General features: G+C 45.9%; 20 protein-coding genes and 1 riboswitch. Of the genes, 12 read left to right on the forward strand and 8 right to left on the reverse strand.

Annotation, left to right across the window (positions count from 1 at the left end; genetic code table 11):
- Window positions 1-436, reverse strand: a 436-nt coding sequence (locus N179_RS17090; RefSeq protein WP_479723698.1) for an AbiJ-related protein, incomplete at its 3' end; no start/stop codon positions are given.
- 121 nt (window positions 437-557) lie between these two features.
- Between N179_RS17090 and N179_RS10825 the strand changes: the two genes are divergently transcribed.
- Together N179_RS10825 and N179_RS10830 are read left to right on the forward strand one after the other, a co-directional pair.
- Window positions 558-1,844: a hypothetical protein gene (locus tag N179_RS10825; RefSeq protein WP_075642859.1), complete on the forward strand. Its 1,287-nt coding sequence runs from the start codon at window positions 558-560 to the stop codon at window positions 1,842-1,844.
- A 61-nt stretch (window positions 1,845-1,905) separates the two neighbouring features.
- Entirely contained in the window at window positions 1,906-2,919 is a 1,014-nt protein-coding gene (locus N179_RS10830) for a hypothetical protein (RefSeq protein ID WP_143404474.1), read from the forward strand.
- Window positions 2,920-3,150: 231 nt separating this feature from the next.
- Here the strand turns inward: N179_RS10830 and N179_RS10835 are convergent, their stop codons facing one another.
- A complete protein-coding gene (locus N179_RS10835; RefSeq protein WP_075642861.1) occupies window positions 3,151-3,390 on the reverse strand; it encodes a hypothetical protein in 240 nt (79 codons plus the stop codon).
- A gap of 15 nt (window positions 3,391-3,405) precedes the next feature.
- Window positions 3,406-4,026: an HNH endonuclease family protein gene (locus N179_RS10840; protein WP_421018219.1), complete on the reverse strand. Its 621-nt coding sequence runs from the start codon at window positions 4,024-4,026 to the stop codon at window positions 3,406-3,408.
- 192 nt (window positions 4,027-4,218) lie between these two features.
- On the opposite strand from N179_RS10840, the gene N179_RS10845 reads away from it, so the two are divergent.
- From N179_RS10845 to N179_RS10865, 5 genes are all read left to right on the forward strand, one after another.
- Entirely contained in the window at window positions 4,219-4,416 is a 198-nt protein-coding gene (locus N179_RS10845) for a hypothetical protein (protein WP_075642863.1), read from the forward strand.
- 82 nt (window positions 4,417-4,498) lie between these two features.
- Window positions 4,499-5,686, forward strand: coding sequence for a DUF4317 domain-containing protein (locus N179_RS10850; protein ID WP_035395462.1), 1,188 nt, complete (start codon window positions 4,499-4,501; stop codon window positions 5,684-5,686).
- A 176-nt stretch (window positions 5,687-5,862) separates the two neighbouring features.
- On the forward strand, window positions 5,863-6,942 hold the full coding sequence (locus tag N179_RS10855; protein ID WP_244150232.1) for an alpha/beta hydrolase: 1,080 nt from the start codon (window positions 5,863-5,865) through the stop codon (window positions 6,940-6,942).
- Window positions 6,943-6,958: 16 nt separating this feature from the next.
- Window positions 6,959-9,718 (forward strand): glycoside hydrolase family 3 protein, encoded by a 2,760-nt coding sequence (locus N179_RS10860; protein ID WP_075642865.1) that lies wholly within the window; start codon window positions 6,959-6,961, stop codon window positions 9,716-9,718.
- Window positions 9,719-9,749: 31 nt separating this feature from the next.
- Window positions 9,750-10,262 (forward strand): SF0329 family protein, encoded by a 513-nt coding sequence (locus N179_RS10865; RefSeq protein ID WP_058713702.1) that lies wholly within the window; start codon window positions 9,750-9,752, stop codon window positions 10,260-10,262.
- Between the two features lie 46 nt (window positions 10,263-10,308).
- On the opposite strand, the gene N179_RS10870 is transcribed toward N179_RS10865, so the two are convergent.
- On the reverse strand, window positions 10,309-11,304 hold the full coding sequence (locus N179_RS10870; protein WP_029343007.1) for a tRNA dihydrouridine synthase: 996 nt from the start codon (window positions 11,302-11,304) through the stop codon (window positions 10,309-10,311).
- A 230-nt stretch (window positions 11,305-11,534) separates the two neighbouring features.
- Between N179_RS10870 and N179_RS10875 the strand changes: the two genes are divergently transcribed.
- Both N179_RS10875 and N179_RS10880 read left to right on the forward strand, forming a co-directional pair.
- Window positions 11,535-12,029 (forward strand): LURP-one-related/scramblase family protein, encoded by a 495-nt coding sequence (locus N179_RS10875; RefSeq protein ID WP_075642866.1) that lies wholly within the window; start codon window positions 11,535-11,537, stop codon window positions 12,027-12,029.
- Window positions 12,030-12,047: 18 nt separating this feature from the next.
- Window positions 12,048-12,569: an NUDIX hydrolase gene (locus tag N179_RS10880; protein WP_075642867.1), complete on the forward strand. Its 522-nt coding sequence runs from the start codon at window positions 12,048-12,050 to the stop codon at window positions 12,567-12,569.
- 41 nt (window positions 12,570-12,610) lie between these two features.
- Here N179_RS10880 and N179_RS10885 read toward each other — a convergent pair whose 3' ends face one another.
- Together N179_RS10885 and N179_RS10890 are read right to left on the reverse strand one after the other, a co-directional pair.
- Window positions 12,611-13,834 carry an MFS transporter gene (locus tag N179_RS10885; RefSeq protein WP_075642868.1) on the reverse strand — a complete coding sequence of 408 codons (1,224 nt, stop codon included), beginning with the start codon at window positions 13,832-13,834 and terminating at the stop codon, window positions 12,611-12,613.
- Window positions 13,835-14,012: 178 nt separating this feature from the next.
- Window positions 14,013-14,552: a histidine phosphatase family protein gene (locus tag N179_RS10890; protein WP_075642869.1), complete on the reverse strand. Its 540-nt coding sequence runs from the start codon at window positions 14,550-14,552 to the stop codon at window positions 14,013-14,015.
- Between the two features lie 209 nt (window positions 14,553-14,761).
- A riboswitch (glycine riboswitch) is annotated at window positions 14,762-14,839 on the forward strand.
- A gap of 159 nt (window positions 14,840-14,998) precedes the next feature.
- On the opposite strand from N179_RS10890, the gene N179_RS10895 reads away from it, so the two are divergent.
- Window positions 14,999-16,366, forward strand: a complete 1,368-nt coding sequence (locus N179_RS10895) for an amino acid permease (RefSeq protein ID WP_075642870.1) — start codon at window positions 14,999-15,001, stop codon at window positions 16,364-16,366.
- A gap of 40 nt (window positions 16,367-16,406) precedes the next feature.
- Here N179_RS10895 and N179_RS10900 read toward each other — a convergent pair whose 3' ends face one another.
- The gene (locus tag N179_RS10900) at window positions 16,407-17,936 is read right to left on the reverse strand and encodes a cryptochrome/photolyase family protein (protein WP_075642871.1); all 1,530 of its coding nucleotides are present in this window, start codon (window positions 17,934-17,936) and stop codon (window positions 16,407-16,409) included.
- Between the two features lie 179 nt (window positions 17,937-18,115).
- Between N179_RS10900 and N179_RS10905 the strand changes: the two genes are divergently transcribed.
- Window positions 18,116-19,621: a glycosyltransferase family 2 protein gene (locus N179_RS10905; protein ID WP_158024762.1), complete on the forward strand. Its 1,506-nt coding sequence runs from the start codon at window positions 18,116-18,118 to the stop codon at window positions 19,619-19,621.
- A gap of 193 nt (window positions 19,622-19,814) precedes the next feature.
- Window positions 19,815-21,308, forward strand: coding sequence for a malate:quinone oxidoreductase (locus tag N179_RS10910; RefSeq protein ID WP_075642873.1), 1,494 nt, complete (start codon window positions 19,815-19,817; stop codon window positions 21,306-21,308).
- A gap of 45 nt (window positions 21,309-21,353) precedes the next feature.
- On the opposite strand, the gene N179_RS10915 is transcribed toward N179_RS10910, so the two are convergent.
- A complete protein-coding gene (locus tag N179_RS10915; RefSeq protein ID WP_075642874.1) occupies window positions 21,354-21,896 on the reverse strand; it encodes an ECF transporter S component in 543 nt (180 codons plus the stop codon).
- Window positions 21,897-22,035: the final 139 nt, after the last annotated feature.

Below are 22,035 nucleotides of genomic sequence, written 5' to 3' on the forward strand. Positions count from 1 at the left end.
CACCTAAAGCATTATTAAATCGATGATCGGTTGAACTCATTTGTTCTAAATTCCAGATTCTGTTTAAAAAATCAGTGAGTTCTAATTTACCTTCTATATTACCCTTAGAATATAGTGCATCCATAATATTTTTTCTGGTTAATTCACTAATAGTGTAAAGACCATTATATGTTACTTTATATAAAACATTTTTTAAAAAGTCTGCCTTTAGATAATAATCATCTAACAATCTCCTTGCAAGATCTAGTAAAAACAGTTGATTTTTGCTCTCAAGTCTCTTTTTTATATAGATATTTTTATTTTTTGATGCTTCTAATGTATCTCCTATATCCAAACCGTATCTTAAGCAAATATTTGGCAAATCCTCTATACTTTCTTCAATTAAAATAGATATTATTGCATCTATTAATTCATTTGTTTTTTCTATTTTTCTCACCTCTATAATTTTAAATTCATTTTATACTAATATGGATAAAATTAATAAAAAAAGTAACACTATTGGTATTTTAAAGTATAATATACAATAAAGTTAACTATATTACAGGGGGATTAAATTAATGGAAAAAAAACAAGAATTTGCTTTGAGATGTCACGATATTACGATAGGTTTAGGAAACAAAGAGGTTCCAGATTTTGAGGTTATTACTGAAGTTGGGCTAATGGTAAAACTAGCATTACATATTAGAGGTCTATCACGCATACCATACGAGACTTTAAAATTAGCAGCCTCTCATTTTTTGGGAATATCGACTTTAATTTGTAGAAATATAGTCCTTAGCTTAGCTGAAATCGAATTTGTCCAAATTATTTCAGAAGGATCGACTATAAAAGCTATTGTACCTACTGTTCCATTTTATGAAGATTTATATGACCAGGTAGGAGAATTCGCAAGTACTAAAAAAGTCAATGAAACAGAGGAACTTGCAATTACAATTTTAAAAAAATTGACACATTCTCCAATCCATTCTTCTTGGATATACGAATTAGGGGCTGAGAAGAGTCTAGTTCAAAGAAATCTTTCAATAGGAGAGCAGGGAAACTATATTATTAATAAGAGAAGTAGGGGTAAGGATATTCTATTAAGTCCAGTGTATTTCTCTGAAAATGCCGACTTATTTTCTGATCTTGTTGCAAAGTCTGGAGCTAAAACGGTTCAAAAAATTTTAACTCTAATCAAGCAAGCTCAAGGAATACCTTTACACATAGTTGAAACTAGAAAAGAGATAAATGGAGTCAAACTTACCGACCAAGAAATTACTTTGTTAAAAAGTTTAGCTCATGATAGTGTCATTAAACCACCTTCTATAAAAACATCACATTCTGGAGAAAATTATTTTTTATTTACTCCAAAACCAGGAGAAGCTAGATTAAGCGCTACAAAAAGAGAAATTTATGAGAGGGCAATGGCACTTGTTTCAGCGGTTAGACAGGGACAATACTTACCAAAGGAATATGCAATTAGAAGCCCATATGCAATTTTAAGAAAATTGAGTAATGATAATGAGATAGGCGCAAGTACAGAAGCTCTTGAACAGTATAAACAATTAACAGTACTTCGAGTAGGCAGATTAGTTAAGCAATATAATGGTTGGATGAAATTTGTATTAAATGATACTGAAGAGAATAGAGAAGCTGTAAAATTAGCTTTAGAATTGATAGAACTAGGAGAAGGCAAAGGGTTAGAAATCGATGATGATGCTAGATTAGCAATTGCTCAAGGTCAAACTTATATTGAGTCATTAATTAGCGCTAATAAACTAAAAGAAAAAGAAACAGTATCACTTTCTGAAGAGCATCAAGAAGAAGTAGATAACCTATTTTTAGGAGGCGTTTCAAATAATTAAAGATAAAGGATTGAAGTTGAAGTTAATTAGATATTATGTTGCTAACGAATGGTTTCCTCATATGGAAGCAGAAATTTTTTTTTCAGAAGGTATCTCTGTTAAAAGAAAGGTTGTAACAGACCTAGATACAATTGCTTTGATACCTACGAATTTTGGGGAAATGTCATTTATGATAGGAGATTGTAAAACATTAAGGAATCAATCACCGATTTCTCGTTCTTTTTGGCTCAGTGGATTGATGGGACTGTTAAAGGCAGATAAAGGCTTAATTCTATTAACTAAAGAAATTGAGCGTGATCATAAGCAATTATCTTCAAATATGAATATTTCATTAATGTCTGAAAATGATTTTGAATTATATGTAAGTAAAACATGTATTAACTATAAAAATGTAGATAGTGCTTTATGTAATGGAGAAATATGGGATAATTTTTTTGAATTACATAAAAAATATCCTTCACTTAATAATGCGATTAAATATGTTAAAGATGAATTTTGGAATATAAATGATAGTAAACTTAAGTTGCGAAAGACATTATTCATCATTAGAGATATTCGCCGCGAATTGAATCCTGATAATAAGGAGCATCTGGCTTTGTTATTAGATTTAATAGCTTTATTTTCTATCGCTCTAAACAGAGTTGTACTAGATATATTTAATCAATATCTTTTACCAGAAACAAAAGAACACTTATCTCGCGAACTAAAAATATGGATATGGGGAGGTATGGATCAATTTAACTATTGGAACAAGCTCTATCAATTAGCAAGTCAGAAAGGGAACGATAGTGAAATTGAGTTGCCAGAATGGGATAATTTTGTACAACTTATTCGTCAATTATTAGAAGAACCTTATGCTACATCACACGTTCCCTTGTTATTAAGAGAGTTAGCTTTTTCGTCTATGGATGAGGGCGTTATACAATACTCGTTGTCTAATCAATTAGCTAAGAAGTACCCTCAGTCAGCAAAGTTTGCATTTCTTATTAGTTCTTATGTATGTAAAGCCGCATTATTACCAAAAGATTTTAATTCTGTAATAACTAAAAAAATAATGGATACTCAAGTCTATTAAATATAAAAAAAGTGAATCACAATAAATATAAAACTAAGATTTTTAATAATAGTAACTTTTTTTTAAAATAAAATGGATTATTGTGATTTTTAATTACTTAATAACAAATTTTCGAAAAAATATAAGAGGTAGTCAAGACAGTAGTTACTTGTCTTGGCTACCTTTTAATTAATTATATTAAATAAATCATAGATAAACAGAAATACGTTGAGAATAGTGTATTTCTATTTTTTAAGAACGTTCCAACACTGTCGCCAATATCTGATGAATGACGTCATGATCACGGACGTCATGGACACGATAACTGCCGGGTAACGTATAGACGTCTATTGCTCCGACATAAGCAATCTTTAGTTCCAACGTCCCGTCCTCCTGACAGGTCGTCCGGAGTTCGAGTTCACCGCTGATGACACCAACTTCTTGCGTCATGACACCATGTGTGGCGGTAAAGGTAGAGGTTTTCGTTTCCATCGAATCGACTCCTTTTTAGTATGTACATGTGTTCAACATCGTTTGTAAGGCGGTTTTTTCACTCGACTGTAAGCTGAGGTTCCAGCGGCTCTTCGTATTGATCCACATCTTCGAGTAAGCGCAGCTCGCACCTGATCGTGTCGGCTTCCATGTCGACGGATCCTGATCCCCTTTTGAACGGTTCGAGCTTGCAGAGACAGCGATCAATTGCGGACCTGTCAAATCGTTTGCGAATGCTTGACGTGTCGTCGTCGTCCAGCTGCTTGCTCCTGAGCGCCATGCTTCCGCAAGCGGTACGACGTGATCGATGTCGAGGTCAGACGGGTTCGTGAATGTCAGTCCGTCATAGTAACTATACCAAGAACCGGATGTAACAGGGCACGATCCGACATATGAATCGGCGTCACGTTTTAAGACGACTTGTCGTGTATCACAGCCGCCTCCTTGACTGCTCCAGTGCGGAAACAAATCACGCGAATAACCGGTCATGCTGCCTTCTGTTTTAACCGTTAAAGCATCGAGTTGAGACTGGGCCGTCGCTTTCGATGAGATGCCCGATGGTAACGCGGAAACAGACGTCGTATCGAATTGGAAAGCGGTCAGACAGACGAGCGTAGTGATGACGATGGACTTGATGGCTTTGAACACGTGTCATTCCTCCTATGTATGAGACGAGATGATGTGAAGACACCCTTCACAATTTTTAGTATGGCATCACTTATTTAGGAAAAAATGAATATCGTGTAAATGTTATTAAAATTAAACTTTTGTCATTATATAGAAGGGTCTGATGTTAGGATTTAGGTGGAGAAGAAAGGAGACTACATCATGAACGAACGAATTAGAGGATGGTTGATCGTGTTCGGCGGATTTTTAGTCGTAAGTGGCACATTGACGGAAGCGCAACGTTATTTCAACACAAAAGAACTAGATAATTGCATCGCGCAAGCTCGCGCTGCCCACCAAGAATATGAATATGAGATCGCTAATCCTGTCACACGCGCCTATTCATTCCGTGCGCATTGATTTTCTAAAAGATGTCGGGTCATCTCGCATATGGTACGCTTTTCAGGAAGCAGGATTTTAATGATTCGAGGAGCTGGTATGCATGAATAAAAAAGACATCGCCGACATCCGTCGTCACTTCAAGATGGATGCCGATTTACTAAAAATCCATGAAATCTACAACGTCTATATCCGAAAAGAGACGAGCGAAATCTATCATGAGGAAGCCCGACCATTTCCATTGCTTGATCCGGAGCAACAGGAACTGTTCCTCGCGAACTTCAAGAAAGTACTAGGTGGAAAACTCGACGTCAAGCTGTTCGAGGTCAAGTTCACGCATCCGGAAGAAGGGGAGACGGGTCATACGCAGCAGCTTCTTTATGAAGGACTGTATGCGGAAGAGCCGGAGGACTGGGTCGAACAGATGCAGACGATGGCGTTGAAGATGGTCCAGGACGTCCAGTACGAGAACGACCTCGTCGTCACGTTCATTCGCGGACAATACTATAAAACGACGAAGCGCCAAGCGGATGAGACGGAGATCGATCCGAATGACGACGTCTATACGACACCATTCATCCTCGGTAGCCTGAACTTAACGGAGTTACCGAAACAATCGCTCGTCTTTGATTTCGTCGAACGGGAATTCAAGTCGAACTTATTCATCAATCCGGTCATCAAACTGGCGTCGCCAATCGGTGGATTCCTCTTCCCGACCTTCACCGACAATGCAGCAGACGTCAATCATGTCTTGTATGCGGCGGGCAAACCGAATAAACCAGATTTCGGCTTCCTTGAAAACGTCTTGAACGGTCAACCAATCGTTACGGCAGATGAGGATAAAGCGATCTTCGAGGAGATCGTCAAATCGGTCGTTGGTGAATCGATGGATACGAAGACGTTAGCCGGTGTCTATGAAAACATCAACCAGTTGATCGTCGTCGAAGAGGATCAAGATGAGGAAGAAGTACCAATGCTCGACGTTCAGGAAGTCGAACGTGTCCTCAAGGCAAGTGGTGTCGAAGACGTCAGCACGGAGCAGGTCGAACGGGCGTTCAAGACGGTCGTTGACGACCCGACATACGAGATGAAGGCGAGTAACATCGTTCCGAACTATGAAGCGAAATCGATTAAAATCAATACGAAGGTCGCGAACATCGCGATCAGTCCGCAAGACTTGAAGTATGTCAAACAAGTCAACTATCAAGGGAAACGCTGCCTGTTGATCGAGGTCGAGGAAGACACGGTCATCGATGGTTTTACGATCGTTTCACAAGAACAATTACGATGAGGATCAGCGCAGGCGACTGCGCTGATTTTTTTAGGTGAAACATTTGCTTCTCCTGTCAAAGACAGGTATATTGTGATGTAAGCGGTCTCTTTTTTTAAAAAGAGGCATTCGAAATTTTTTTAACGGTTATCGAAAGCGCTTTCGATAACCGTTTGACAAGAAAGGAAGCGATCCATTTGTCTACCGTATCGATGCAAGATTTGCTACGAACGTTACGAAATCGTTCATCCATCCATCAAGACGGTCTTGAAATCGTCGATAAGCCAATTCCTGACGTCTCGACTCCGGGAACACTCGATCCGCGTGTCCGTGAGGTTGTTCTCACGCAACGTCCATCGGTCTCGATTCCAGAAGGAGCGTCGCCAGTCGAATTGGCACGTGCCGGCATGGGGTGGGACAACGAAGACGTGACGACTCGGCAAATTTCAACGGATGTCCTCGCGATCCCAAGACCCGGTACCACGATCGAAGCACGGCTGTATCGTCCGGAAGCGGCACGTCCGCTCCCGCTCGTCGTCTATTTCCATGGCGGTGGTTTTTTCGGTGGTACGCTCGAGACGGTCGAGAACCCATGTAAGGCATTAGCCGATAAAGGGAACGTCGCCGTCTTGTCGGTCGGCTACCGATTGGCACCCGAGCATCCGTTTCCGACAGGGCTTATGGATTGTCATGCAGCGATCGATTGGGCAGTCGAGCACGCTGATCGACTTGGGATTGATCCAGGTGCAATCGCTGTCGCCGGTGATAGTGCCGGTGGGAACTTAGCGACGGTCTGTTGTTTGCTCGACCGCGAGCGTCCGATACCGTATATCCGCTATCAAGTCTTGTATTATCCAGTCGTCAACGTTGGGGAACATCCAAATTCGGAATATGACTGGACGCTTGAAGCGTATGACCGACAAACGGAACCGCAGTTACTCGAACGGATCATTTTGTCGCTGCAAGATGAAGAAGGTGTCCTCGAGCAATGGTACGTTCAAGCAAGTGATTCGACGGATCGACGGATCTCACCGTTGTTCGCGACGCTCGATGATCTACCAGAGGCACTCGTCATTACAGGAGAGTTTGATTACTTACGTCTTGAAGGGGAAGCGTATGCGAAAAAACTGGCGCGCGCCGGCGTCAAGACTCGTTATCTCCAGTACCGCGGGATGGAACATGCCTTTCTTGATAAACTCGGTCTGTATCCGCAAGCCGAAGACAGCTTAGACGAAATCGCGAAAGACTTAAAACGACTTTTTTCTCAAACTAACTAACAAAGGTGGATGACGCATGACATACACGCTCGATTGGCAAGCCTATACAAAACTCGCACGACAAACCGTCGCGGAAGGGGCGGTCCTCTTACAAAATGATGGTGTGCTCCCGTTGCAACCCGCATCGACGGTCGCTGTCTTCGGACGTAATCAGTTCAACTACTATAAAAGTGGCACAGGATCAGGCGGGATGGTCAACGTCACGAACGTCGTCAGTCCGCTCGACATGCTACGCGAAGACGTAACGCTGAATGCAGACGTCCTCAAGGCGTACGAAAACTGGCTTGAAGACCATCCGTTTGACCAAGGTGAAGGTTGGGCAGCCGAGCCGTGGTCGCAAGAAGAGATGCCGCTTGACGCGACACTCGTTCAGCAAGCAGCGCTTGACTCCGATGTTGCCTTGATCATGATTGGTCGTACGGCTGGGGAAGACCGCGACAATACAGCGGATCCAGGGAGTTATTTTTTAACGGAGACGGAACAGGAGATGCTCCGACTCGTGACGACACACTTCAAACAAACCGTCGTCGTCTTGAACGTCGGGAATATCATCGATATGCGCTGGGTCGAAGAGACGGCGCCAAGTGCCATTCTTTACGCGTGGCAAGGAGGAATGGAAGGCGGAACTGGACTGAGTGATCTCTTGCTCGGACGTGTCTCGCCGTCAGGGAAACTACCGGATACGATCGTTCGTTCACTCGATGATTATCCGTCAACACCACACTTCGGTCATGCTGATCGCGCGTTGTATCAAGAAGACATCTATGTCGGGTACCGTTATTTCGAGACGTTCGCACCGGAAGCGGTCTTGTATCCGTTCGGTTATGGATTATCGTATACGTCGTTCGACCTTACGACAGACGTGACGACGTCAGCTGATGCTTGGACGGTGACGGCGACGGTGACGAATACCGGTCAGACGAGCGGGAAGGAAGTCGTACAAGGTTATCTCGAGAAACCACAAGGACAACTCGGGAACCCGACGCGTCAACTCGTTACGTTCGGTAAGACAAAAGAACTCGCACCAGGCGAGCAAGAATCTCTCACACTCGTCGTACCGTTCGCCTCGTTTGCGAGTTATGACGATAGTGGCGTTACCGGGCATAAGTCGTCTTATGTCGTCGAACCCGGCACGTATCAGTTGTATCTCGGAACGAACGTCCGGTCGGCGGTTCCAGTCGCAAGCCATTCCGTCGAGACGCTTGACGTCACGGACGTCTTAACGGAGAACATGGCACCGGTGACGGCGTTTGAACGCATCAAACCACAAGCGACCGAAACGGGATATACGGTGACGTATGAAGCGACACCACTACGGACAATCGATCCGGAACAACGTCGTCAACAGGAGCGTCCTGTTGAACGGACGCAGACGGAAGATGCCGGTTGGAAGTTACGCGACGTCAAAGAAGGACGGGTCACGCTCGAGACGTTTCTCGATCAATTGACGGATGCGGATCTCGCAGCAATCGTCCGGGGCGAAGGGATGAACTCACCGCGCGTCACACCGGGAACGGCGGGCGCCTTCGGTGGCGTGACGACAGAACTCGAAGCACTTGGCATTCCAGCAGGCTGTTGTGCGGATGGTCCGTCTGGGATCCGGATGGATATCGGAACGAAAGCCTTCTCGTTACCGAATGGAACGTTGCTTGCCTCGACGTTTAATACGACGTTGATTGCCGATTTATTTGAGATGACAGGTCTTGAGTTACGGAAAAACGAGATTGATACGTTGCTTGGACCCGGGATGAACCTCCACCGTCATCCACTCAACGGACGGAACTTCGAGTATTTCTCGGAAGATTCGTATCTGACTGGAAAAATGGCCGTGGCACAGCTCGACGGGATGCACCGGGTTGGTGTGACGGGAACGTTGAAACACTTCAGTGCCAACAACCAAGAGTTCCACCGACACGATCTGGATTCAATCGTATCAGAACGGGCGTTGCGTGAGTTGTACCTGAAAGGGTTCGAGATGGCCGTCAAGGACGGGAAAGCCTACTCGATCATGACGACGTATGGTGCCGTCAATGGGATCTGGACTGCCGGCTTATATGATCAGAACACACGTATTTTGCGCGATGAGTGGGGCTTTGACGGAATCATCATGACCGACTGGTGGGCGAAGATCAATGCGGAAGGAACGGAAGCAAATCGTCAGCAAACGGCGACGATGGTCCGTTCGCAAAACGATCTCTATATGGTCGTCGGTGAACCGGGAACGAATCCGTTTGAGGATGACACGTTGACGGCTCTCGCTGACGGAACACTTCGACGTTCCGAGTTACTGCGGAGTGCTGCGAACATCTGTCAGTTCCTGTTACGCTCACCAGTCATGGACCGTGTGATGGGAACAGGATCACCGGTCGAAGTTCTCGGAGCTCCGATTGAAGAAGAGACGCTTGAAGAGCAAGCGGTCTCGCACCAACGCCTCGTCAGTGGAGATGCGTTCCCGTTAACGGACGTCACGACGACAACAGGCAGCAGTCATGTCTTCGCTGTCACGGCGGAAGAGACAGGGATGTATCAGGTCACGTTGACGGCACGTTCGAATGCTGGTGAACTGGCGCAGATGCCAGTGACGTTGTTTGCGAACAACATGCCGGTCGCGACCTTTACCTTCAACGGAACGAACGGCGAGTGGGTCAGTCAGACGAAGGACGTCTTCGTCTTCAACCCACACAACTATCTGAAACTCTACTTTGCACTCGGTGGTCTCGAGTTAAAAGAGTTGACGTTTATGCTTGCGGAATCGTTTCATATGAAGAACGGCTGATTAGATTAGCCGGACGGAAAGGACGGATTGCGTGCAGTTTTCCATCATCAAAAAACGGGTCGAGCAACTGCTCGCCCCGTCGCTACAGGGACGGATTGCTTTTCATGCAGCTGTCTACCGGATTCAAGATAGTCCTAGTCGCGTTTGGATGACGTTTGACGGAGAAGAGATTCTCGGAGCAGACGACTTTCACTTCGAGCGGGAAGTCGAGCGGCGTTATGCATTACAAGCTGCACAGTTACCGGAAAAACCAGCCGGATCGTTATGGCAGTCCGACTGGTTGAAGCAGTCGCATGCGTTATCCGCTGAGATCGAACGACAGGTCAAACAAGACGGGTACATGGAGAACTACGAGATGCAACAGGACTTGTTGCAGTACCCGAACCTTGCGTTTGAACAAGCGATTGTTCATCCACATCCTTTCATTCGTGGTATCGCACGGCTCGATCGGCGACTCGGCAAACGGCGCTTCCTGTTGCTGACGCATCAGTCTGACTTTGAACAATGGTGTGCAGATACGCGGCAAACCGTCGAACACTGGTGATACGAAAAAAGCACGCTTCCTCAAGACGAGGAGGCGTGCTTTGCTGTTAAATTGAAAACGAGTTGACCTCGTGAATTCCTTCTTCTTCAACGAAGGCGTCGAGTAAGGCACGCACTTCGTCCGTTGAGTTCGTCTCCATCAATTTGACCCGCAGTTCACTCGCACCGCGGAATCCGCGGACGTAAATCTTGAAGAACCGGCGTAATGGCTTGAAGAGACGGGGCTCGAATTGAGCCGAGTAATGATCGTGCAGATCGAGCTGGAGACGTAACAAATCGAGGAGTTCTTGGCTCGAATGTTCTTTTTTCTCGACTTCGAATGCAAACGGGTTGTGGAAGATCCCGCGACCAATCATGACACCGTCGACACCGTACTTCTCGACGAGTTCAAGACCGTGTTGGCGATCGTTGATATCCCCATTGATTGTCAGTAACGTTTGTGGTGCGATCTCATCGCGTAACTTCTTGATTTCCGGAATCAATTCGAAGTGTGCTGGAACGGCGCTCATCTCTTTACGTGTCCGGAGGTGAATCGAGAGGTTCGCGATATCTTGTTCGAGGATGTGGCGCAACCAATCGTGCCACTCTTCGACCTTCGTGTAGCCGAGACGCGTTTTGACGCTGACCGGGAGACCGCCCGCTTTTGCAGCTTGGATCAGTTCAGCCGCGACTTCCGGACGATTGATCAAGCCGGAGCCTTTTCCGTTCACAGCGACGTTATGGACGGGACAGCCCATGTTGATGTCGATCCCGCTAAAGCCCATCTCTGCCATGCCGATGCTCATTTCGCGGAAATATTCCGGTTTGTCGCCCCAGATGTGAGCGACCATTGGTTGTTCATCCTCCGTGAACTCGAGACGTCCGCGGACGCTCTGCTTGCCTTTCGGATGACAATAGCTTTCTGTATTCGTAAATTCCGTGAAGAAGACGTCCGGACGCGCCGCTTTTGCGACGACATGGCGGAAGACGACGTCGGTGACGTCTTCCATCGGTGCTAAGACGAAAAATGGTCGTGGTAAGTCCTGCCAAAAGTTCTTTTTCATAGTATATTAAACCCTTTCCTTAAGGTAATGCACATGTGTGGTTAAAGAATTTCATCAACTATACACTTTAAGCGCTCTGGCTAAAAAGTGCAAGTAAGGGATGCGATTCACTAGATGCAGGAGGGAATGAAGGAAATAAGAGAAAGTTGGACGGAGGTAGTTTCCAGATATTGAATCTTTTCCGTCGATGATCGCGTAAATGAGACTATACACTAAAGGAGGAGACCGGGATGCATACACTCTATATGAAAGAAAAAGCGTTTAGTTTACGTGGACGATTCTCGATTCAAGACGAGGCAGGGCACGACGCCTATCACATCGAGGGCAGTTTTATGAAACTTCCGAAGTCGTTCAGCGTGACGAACCGAGATGGAGAGGAAGTCGCGGAAATCACGAAGAAGACGTTCAGTTTCCGACCGGTCTTTTATGTCGAAGCAGCAGGGCAATCGTTTGAAATCATTAAAGAGTTCACGTTCTTCAAGGACCGCTATACAATCAACTCGGATCAATTCGAAGTGACGGGCGACTGGTGGGATGTTGATTTTGAGGTCTTACAACAAGGGAAACGGATTGGTCGCGTGCAGAAGAAATGGATCTCTTGGACCGATCAGTACATCATTGAAGTCGAAGATGAAGCAATGGAAGAATTGTTGATCGCCCTCGTCGTCGCGATTGATTGCGTCAAGGCGGAGGAAAGTTCGAACTCTACATCTTTCATTGATTAAAAAGGAGCAGGATTTAGAATGGAACAGTGGGACGTATACACAGCAGATCGTAAGAAAACAGGACGGCTCTGGCAACGGGGAACGCCACATACAGCCGGCGATTATCACATGACGATTCACGTCTGTGTCTTTAACGCAAAAGGAGAGATGCTCGTCCAACAACGGCAACCGTTCAAATCCGGTTGGCCGAACATGTGGGATGTGACGGTCGGGGGCAGTGCGATCAGTGGGGATACGAGTCAGATGGCAGCGCAACGGGAACTGTCGGAAGAGCTCGGACTCGACATCGATTTCACAGGCATTCGTCCCCATCTGACGATTCCGTTTGAAATCGGTTTTGATGATTATTATCTCGTCGAGCAGGAAGTGGATTTGACGACGTTGACGCTACAGGAAGAAGAAGTCCAACGCGTCGCTTGGATGACAGAAGAAGCCATCGTCAACGGAATCGAAGAAGGATGGTTCATCGGTTATCATGAATCATTGATTCGACTGTTGTTTGCCCTTCGCCATAGTTACGGCGCGCATAACGAAGCATAAAAATAAGCCCTTCCGGTGATTCGGAAGGGCTTGTTGCTTGATTAAGCGGATTTTTGAAGTGTATCCGTCTGTTTTGGTTTTGTTTCTGGTAAGAAGAACGTGAAGAACAGATACACGGAACAGCAGAGGAAGAAGACGATCATTGAGACCGTATATCCCGCATGTCCGAGTGCGTAACTCCAAATGATCGTAAAGATCGTCTGCGTCGCATAAGCGATTGCCCAGAAGAGGCCGAATAAAACGGTGATCTTTTGCGGTGTCATCCCTTTTCGTTCGTGTGCCAAGTTCATGAAGATCGGATACTGGATGTACATCGCAAATCCAGAAATGAACGCAAAGACATATGAAACGAGTGGCGAGATGTTTCCGAACAAGACGGTGACGAGGAAACTCGCGATCATGACCGTCCCGCTGATCAACAGAATCGGTTTACGAGGTGTCCCTTTGTTACCGATCCGCAGACCGACGAACGTACCGACGATTCCGGCACCGGAGACCAACAGGTTGACGAGCGAACCGTTCAACTGCGTATACGTATCGAACACAGGTTTCAAGCCAACGAGCGATAAGATATAGAGCGTCAAGAAACCGCCGAAGGCAACCGCATATTTCCAGAGGAACGGATCGCGGACAGCATCTCCGTAACCGTAAGGCGTTTCGTCCGCGTCCGGAGCATCGTTCAACTCGAACGACTCACTACCGATCCACCACGCGAAGAAGAGGATCGCTGTTAGACTCGCGAAGATCGTCAACGTTAGTTTCCAGTCACTGACGAACTGATCAGCGAACAAGGTGAACAAGAGCGAAACAACGAATGCACCGACGTTATAGGAAACAGTGTTGAAGGCGTTGATCCGTAATTTTTCAGCCGGATCTTGGACGTAACGTGTCACGACCGGGTTCATGTAGACGATGACCATTGAACCACCGAGTCCCATGACCATGCGAGCGACCGTATACGCCCAGTAGTTCGGTAGGTAGATGGCGACGATCGACATCATCAGGAAGAACAGTGCGAGTAACGGTGCTTTTTTCGGACCGAGCTTCATCAAGATGAGCGCGGCGAGAATGTTGGCGAAGACACGCGCCGTCGTAATCGAATAATTGACGAGTTGTGAGATGAGGGGGTCAACGGTCTGATTGCCGAAGAAATGCGCCGTGATTTGTGGCGTCAATGATGAACCCGCGACCCAGTTCATGGCGAAGGTCGCATAGGCGAACCAGAGGACGATCATCATGAAATAGCCTTTTTTTGTGGTAGACATAAAAATCCCTTCTTTTCTGAAGTTCCGTTTCATACCTGAATCGAAAACTACTTAACTTTATTATCAATTCGTTTAATATAAAGCCGTTTCGAAGGGAAGTAAAATAGATAGTTCTTATGCTTTTCATAAGTAAAAAGAATAGATTATATCAAGTCATATGCCTAAAATGAATAGATTTTCAAAAAGCTTCCAAGTGTTCGACGATTGTTTGTTGCTGAATACGTGTCACCTTAAAAATATCCGGATTCTTCAGCTGTAAACTTTCTTCGAATCCAAACGTAGGGTCAATCGAATGCAGATATAAAGATAACAAATTCCCATGTGTCACGAGAATGGAACCATCATGCTGTTGCAACGCTTCTTCAACGACACGCGTGATGCGCTTAGTTGCTATCCAGCTAGATTCACCACCAGGACACGTATAGTCTGGATCGATGAACGTTCGACGAAGATGGTCCTGCCAATCGTCAAGTGGAACAGCACTTAACCGTCGCTCTTTTAAGTCCTCTTCTTGTGCAACGGGTAGTTTCAGAGCAGTCGCAAGTGGTTGAATCGAGTCGAGCGCTCGGCGATACGGACTCGAAATAAGGTGTGGGATTGGAAGATCAAATAACTGCGTACACAGTCGTTGCGCCTGTTCTTCTCCACGAGGTGTTAACGGGGCTTCCGGTGCTTGACCAGTCGTTTCACAGTGGCGAATCAAGTAAATCGTCGACATGAATGTTTCATCCTTTCGTGATCAAGTGGTGCTGTATGATTTCTGGAAAAGATGGTAAAGTCCTTTTCATAGATTGAAAAATCATTTTGAAAAAGGCGTTGACAAACGCTGTCGAGATTACTAGAATTAGAAACAATTCATCGATGCAGCGACGCATCGGATAATCAAATAAAGAGAAAGCTATGATTGTCATGGGTCACACTATGGCAGGAGCAGCTTCTGGAGAGACCGTGTCGACACGGCGCCGAAGGGTTCACAATCTCAGGCAAACGGACAGAAGAGTAATCACATGCAGCGACGGGCATTCATGGAATGTCGTAGTGGCGTGTATGGGTTATTCCTTTGATTTTGTTGAGATTGGACATTCGTCCAGTCTCTTTTTTCTTTTTCAGGACCGACAGAACGGTCTGAAGCGTAGAGAAACCATCACAAGGAGGAGTTCAGGTTTGGAACAGCAAGGATTAAAACGGGATTTATCGAATCGTCATGTACAGTTGATTGCCATTGGTGGAACGATCGGAACGGGTTTGTTTTTAGGATCAGGTAAAGCGATCCAACTCGCCGGCCCATCGATCATTTTTGCCTACTTACTCGTCGGGATCGCGATCTTCTTCGTCATGCGGGCACTTGGGGAATTGTTATTGTCAAAAGCAGGTTATCAGTCACTCACGGATATCGCAGAAGATTATCTCGGACCACGTGCCGCGTTCGTGACCGGTTGGACATATTGGTTCTGTTGGATCATGACAGCGATGGCGGACATCATCGCCGTCGGTCTGTACGTCAAGTATTGGTTTGATATCCCGCAATGGATTCCAGCCGTTCTTGCTCTCTTGATTTTACTTAGCTTTAACTTGTTGACCGTTAAATTGTTCGGTGAACTCGAGTTTTGGTTTGCCTTGATCAAGGTCGTGACAATCCTTGCTTTGATTGGTGTCGGAATCGTCTTGCTCGCGATTGGGTTTAAAACAGACGCGGGTCCGGTGACGGTGTCGAATCTCTGGTCACATGGCGGCTGGATGCCAAATGGAATTACAGGATTCTTGCTATCGTTCCAAATGGTCGTCTTCGCCTATGTCGGCGTTGAGCTCGTTGGGGTGTCGGCAGCAGAGACAGCGGATCCGAAGAAGAACATTCCATCCGCAATCAATAAGATTCCACTTCGGATCTTATTCTTCTATGTCGGTGCCTTACTCGTCCTCTTGATGATCAACCCATGGACAGGATTAAGTGCAACAGAGAGCCCGTTCGTCAAGACGTTCAGTCTGATTGGGATTCCGCTCGCAGCCGGAATCATCAACTTCGTCGTACTGACGTCTGCTGCTTCTGCGTGTAACAGCGGAATGTTCTCGACGAGCCGGATTCTGTATAACCTGGGAAATCAACAGCAAGCGTCGAACAAGTTCTCGAAGTTGAATAAAAATCATGTTCCAGCAAACGCCTTGTTCGTCTCGACGATCGTTGTCTCAGTCGGTGCTTTGCTCAGTAAACTGTTACCAGGGCAAGCGTTCAGTATCGTCACGACAATCAGTGCGATCTGCTTCATTTGGGTCTGGGGTGTCATCCTCGTCTGTCATCTCCGGTACAAGAAACAAAATCCGGAATTGCATGCGGCGTCGACATTCAAAGCACCATTGACACCACTCGTCAATTACCTCGTGCTTGGATTGTTTGCAGTCATTCTCGTCGTCATGCTATTTGCTGACGATACACGTCCAGCTTTGTTGCTGACACCGGTCTGGTTCCTTGGACTATTCGGACTGTATCACCTCCGGAAAAAGAAACAACAAGCAGCTAATCAAAAAAGTGCGTAAGCCAAAACAAGCCGGTTGGATCTAATCCGACCGGCTTGTTTCATGGTATATCGAAAGCTCCATCCTGTAGCTGTTTCCGAAGTGCTTTAGCTTTCTTTCGAATATCGCGTTTGCTGTCCGCATCGCGCTTTCCCCATTGCCGATACATCATCGACATCCGCTGATTATCAGCGAAGCGTTTTTCGTGCCGGTCGATGAAATCCCAGTACAAGGCGTTAAACGGACAGGCATCTTCTCCGAGCATGTCCTTTTGATGGAACGGACATCCCTTGCAATAATCGCTCATCTTATGGATGTAATTCGCCGAAGCGATGTACGGTTTAGTCGATAATGTTCCTCCGTCGGCATGAAGCGCCATCCCGAGGACGTTCGGTAAGACGACCCAGTCGTAGGCATCGATGTACATCTCGTTGAACCAATCTGCCGTCTGTTGCGGCGAGATCGCAAATAGATTAGCGAAGTTCCCGAGCACCATCAAGCGTTGGATATGGTGATTATGAGCATGCTCGACGACAGGACGTAACGATTCTGCGACACAGTTCATGTTCGTTTTCCCGGTCCAGAAAAAGTCTGGTAGATCCGCTTCATGACGTAGCGCATTGACAGAAGCATAGTCTGGCATCTCGGCTAGATAGACGGCGCGCATGTACTCGCGCCAGCCGAGAATTTGCCGAATGAAACCTTCGACCGCATTGAGCGGAGCATCTTGATCTTCAAGGGCAGCCTCGACTTGACGAATGACCTCTTCGGGTGTCAGCAAGCCGAGATTGATTGCTGCTGATAAGAGCGAATGCGATAACGTATCTTCACCGGTCAGCATGGCGTCTTGATACGTCCCGAACGTCTCGAGTCGTTCTTCGATGAAGCAATGGAGAGCCCGAGTCGCTTCCTGTCGCGTAACCGGCCAATGAAAGGAATCAAGTGCTCCCGGATGATTGGAAAAATCACGTTCGACCTTGTCGATGACATCCTTTGTGATGCGATCAGGGCGAAACTGAACGGGATCGGGAAACGTCGTCCCGGACTTCGCCGGTTTCCGGTTCTCGGCGTCAAACGACCACTTTCCACCGATCGCTTTAGAGCCGTTCATGAGAACGTTTCGTTCCTTGCGCAGTTTGCGATAAAAACGATCCATCTTGTATGGCTTGTCGCCGATTGCTTCGATCGCTTCTTCCTGTGTCAGTAAAAACAATGGTACGTCAGAACAGACTTCGACCGTGATCTTCTTCGGCAAGGCGTCTTGCCACTTGTGCATCGCCTTGCGCATCGGTTCGTCTGTGATCGCCGTATAGAATACATGGTCCGGATCATGATCTTTCCGGTGTGCCTTAAATGCCTGATCAAACGAATCGGCTTCTCGGTAATCGACGGTGAAGCCTTTTTCGCGCAGTTCTTCCGCAAAATGTCGCATCGCTGAGAAGACGAGGACAAGTTTTTGTTTATGGTACGTCTTCCACTTGGAGCGTGAGGTCGCTTCGACCATCAGGATGACGTCATCTTGTTTGTTTGCTTCCTGCAATAAGGGGAGATCGTGATTCAATTGATTACCAAATATCCAGCGTGTCGCCATGAGAGTCCCTCCTTTATCTTTGTTATATGATTACCGTTTTTGAATAAATTCATACGTTCGTGTGTGTTCCAAACGATACTTGCAGGACAATTAAATTTTGTTTATACTATAAGTATTTTACATTAAAAACCAATATAGTTGATAAATTGAATCACCTTTGAGGATGAGGAGTGAATCAAGTGAGGTCAAAGATTTCATCAGTACCAAAAGACTATGAGGTTTTAAATGCAAAACGTCTAAGACGTCATGTTGCTGTTACAGTCGTTATTCCAGTGTACAACGCGATTATCTATCTTGAACGAACGATTAACTCCGTTTTAGTACAGACGATCGGTATTCGAAACGTGACGATCATTGCGGTAGATGATAAATCCACAGATGGCTCACGCCGTCTGTTAAGACGCTTATCTTCCTTATATCCTCAACTTGTCAGCATACTGCTGAAAAACAATACGGGCACGCCTGCGATGCCACGTAATCTAGGTTTGGCTCTTGCACGATCGAAATATGTTACGTTTTTGGATGCGGACGATTGGTTAGCGCATGATGGATTACGAATTTTGAATGAGACGATGGATCGAACCGGAGTGGACTACGCCGTCGGACGTACAATTCAAGTGTCTACGAATCAACCGAACCGAATCATCGGTGTTCACGAATCGAATCGTAATCGTGATCACGTTTCTCCTTATACGTTAAAGCATGCGTTTTATCATCTCGGTCCACGTGCCCGTATGATGCGTCGAGACTTTCTGCTACGTCATGCGATTCAATTTCCTTCAATGAAATTCGCCGAAGATAAACAATTTTTTATCGATGTCTTAATACGAACGGATGCGATATCAACGGTCACGGCTCCCATCTATTATTTGAACCGTCTCGAGGAAAATGACTCATTAACGAAGCAGACTGATATCATGGAAAAGATGGAAACAAATCTTATCGTCTTACGACGTGTGTTGGAATATAAATTACCTGTTGAAAAGGAGCGTCTCATCCTCAATCGACTGATTGAGTTTGACTGCATCACACGCTTATATGATCGTAAGCACTTTCTCAAAAGTCATGATCCGTCAGCCTATCATCAAATGTTTGCGCGCGTCGTTGCCTTATTTACGCAACACCGTTCCTATCCCATCGATTCATTGATTGAAAAGCCGTTCAATCGTCTGTTGTATCATTACTGGAACACCGGACGTTTTGATGATTTCATGGATGCTGTCAAGTGGTCGAAATCGAAAGAAACAAAGGAAATCGAATGGGTGGATGATCAACCTTACTGGAGTATTCCATTAGGCAGTGGTCAGAAACAAATGCTAGCTCTCCCTCTATATGTGAAGGTGCACGAATTAGAACTGACAGAAAAGGGACTCGAGCTAACGGTTCAAACACTTGGAGATCGTCGAATTCGTGTAGAAGGGATTTCGTTACAACATCGTAATTGGATGGAAGAAACGCATCTTTTAAAGACAGATGTCATAGATCTTGAAAATCATTATTATCGCTTGCAGGTAGAACTACCCAAACAAATGGAGCGGGGGAGTTATCTTGTTTATCTACGTTTTGATGACTATGGACAGCAGGTCATGGCTATTTCGATGGAGGAGCCAGTGATTCAAAAAAGCCATCACACCTATCGTTGGTATGAAACCATTAAAGGAAACTTAGGATTACGCATCAAATGAGCGGAATCGTCTGCTTCGAAAAGAGGCAGACGATTTTGTAAAATCAGCTGCCGCGGCACATTTCTGAATGTAAAAGAAGTTCCTTTCTGTGCAAGCTATGATAGGGTTATAATGGAAAGGTAAGTTGTCGTCATGAGGGGGAAGTTTTTCATGACAGGTAGTCCATAATATCAACGGGGATAGGAAGGATATCATGAGCAGTATGCCTAAAAAAACAGACGTTATTTTAATTGGTGCCGGAGTCATGAGCGCGACGTTAGGGGTCTTATTAAAAGAACTCGCGCCTGAGATCAACATCAAGGTATTCGAGAAACTCGCGAGTGCCGGGGAAGAGAGCTCGAACGAGTGGAACAATGCAGGAACAGGTCACGCCGCATTATGCGAACTGAACTATACGACGGAAAACGCTGATGGTTCAATCGATATCAGTAAAGCGGTCAAAGTAAACGAACAGTTCCAACTATCACGTCAATTCTGGTCGCATCTCGTCAAGGAAGGTGTCTTGCCGAATCCGAAAGAATTCATCATGCCGATTCCACATATGAGTATGGTTGAAGGAACAGAAAACGTCGAATTTCTGAAAAAACGATTGGAAGCGCTATCAGCGAATCCGTTGTTTGCGGGAATGGAATATTCAGAGGATCCAGCGAAATTAGCCGAGTGGATTCCACTCATCATGAACGGTCGGACGTCACCCGAGCCGATCGCTGCGACGAAAATCGATTCAGGAACGGACGTCAATTTTGGTGCGTTGACACGAATCCTGTTTGAATATCTCGAACAGCACGATGTAGAGATTAACTATCAGCACGGTGTCGAGGATTTGAAGCGTGTTGACGGAGGCTGGGAAGTCAAAGTGAAGAATGAGCGCGATCACCGGATCGAGCATCATACGGCTCAGTTCGTCTTCATCGGGGGTGGTGGCGGTAGTCTACCGTTGCTCCAAAAAACAGGCATCGAGGAATCGAAGCAAATCGGTGGTTTCCCAGTCAGTGGCTTGTTCCTCGTCTGTAAAAATCCTGAAATCATTGAACAGCATCATGCGAAAGTCTACGGAAAAGCGAAAGTCGGAGCACCGCCGATGTCAGTACCACACTTGGATACACGATACATCGATGGGAAGAAATCACTCCTCTTCGGACCGTTCGCTGGCTTTTCACCGAAGTTCCTCAAGACAGGTTCAAATCTTGATTTGATCGCGTCCGTCAAACCGAACAACGTCTTGACGATGCTTGCTGCGGGAGCTAAAGAGATGGGATTGACGAAGTACCTGATCGAACAAGTCCTCTTGTCGACGGAACAACGGATGAACGAATTACGAGAGTTCATCCCGAATGCGAAGACAGAAGACTGGGATGTCGTCGTCGCTGGTCAACGTGTCCAAGTCATCAAGGATACACCACAAGGAAAAGGGACACTCCAGTTCGGAACAGAAGTCGTCAGTGCAGCCGACGGATCTGTCGCTGCCTTACTCGGGGCGTCTCCAGGTGCCTCAACAGCGGTACCGGTCATGCTCGAAGTACTCGCGAAATGTTTCCCGTCCGAACTACCGGCGTGGGAAGCAAAAATCAAGGAGATGATTCCGTCTTACGGGATCTCACTCGTTGAACATCCGGAGCTGTTCGAACAGATCCATGCCGAAACAGCAAAAACGCTCGAACTCGAACAAGGTCAACCGATTCGCTAAACGAAAACCGTCCGACTCTACGAGGAGCCGGACGGTTTTTTTGATTTAGCGGAAGTTACGGAAGAAGCGTGTTTTCTTTAATGCGATCCCGACTGGAATCGCGACAAGGATTCCGAGGACGTTTTGTGTGATGTTTCCTGGAATCGAAGCGGTTGGTGCGACCCAGTTACTGTAAAGAATACCTTCACAAACATAGTAAACAGCAAGCATGACGGGAGCAGAAACAATCATTGCAAAAATATTTAAGCCAGGGTTGTCTCCTTTGTATCGCGAAGACCAGGCGATACGCCCGACAATATATCCTTGGAGTCCTCGAGCTACGATTGTAAATGGAGCCCAGAGTGTCCATCCACTGATAAGATCAAATAATCCCATACCGATTGCTCCGGCAATCAATGCTGTCCGTGGACCGAATAAAATCGCGATGAGAAAGAGCATCGCTGTTCCCATATGAACGAGACCGCCGCTTGAAGCGATCGGCAGTTTGATATTGATGAATAGTGTCGCAACAAGAACAAGTGCGATTGACATCGCAGTGATGACGAGCTGGCGGGTACGAGTGCTAGAATACGGTGCTGCTTTTTGCATGTGGCTAACCTTCTTTATGATAGATTTTAAGATATCTTCAATCTATCAGATGACTGAACTAGTCAAAAGTGTCAACTTTGAATTATTTATAGGGGTCAGTTTTGAATACAAATCTTGATCTGTTCTTAATTCCATAAGA

The organism is Exiguobacterium indicum HHS 31, from assembly GCF_001939065.1.
Lineage (GTDB): Bacteria > Bacillota > Bacilli > Exiguobacteriales > Exiguobacteriaceae > Exiguobacterium_A > Exiguobacterium_A indicum.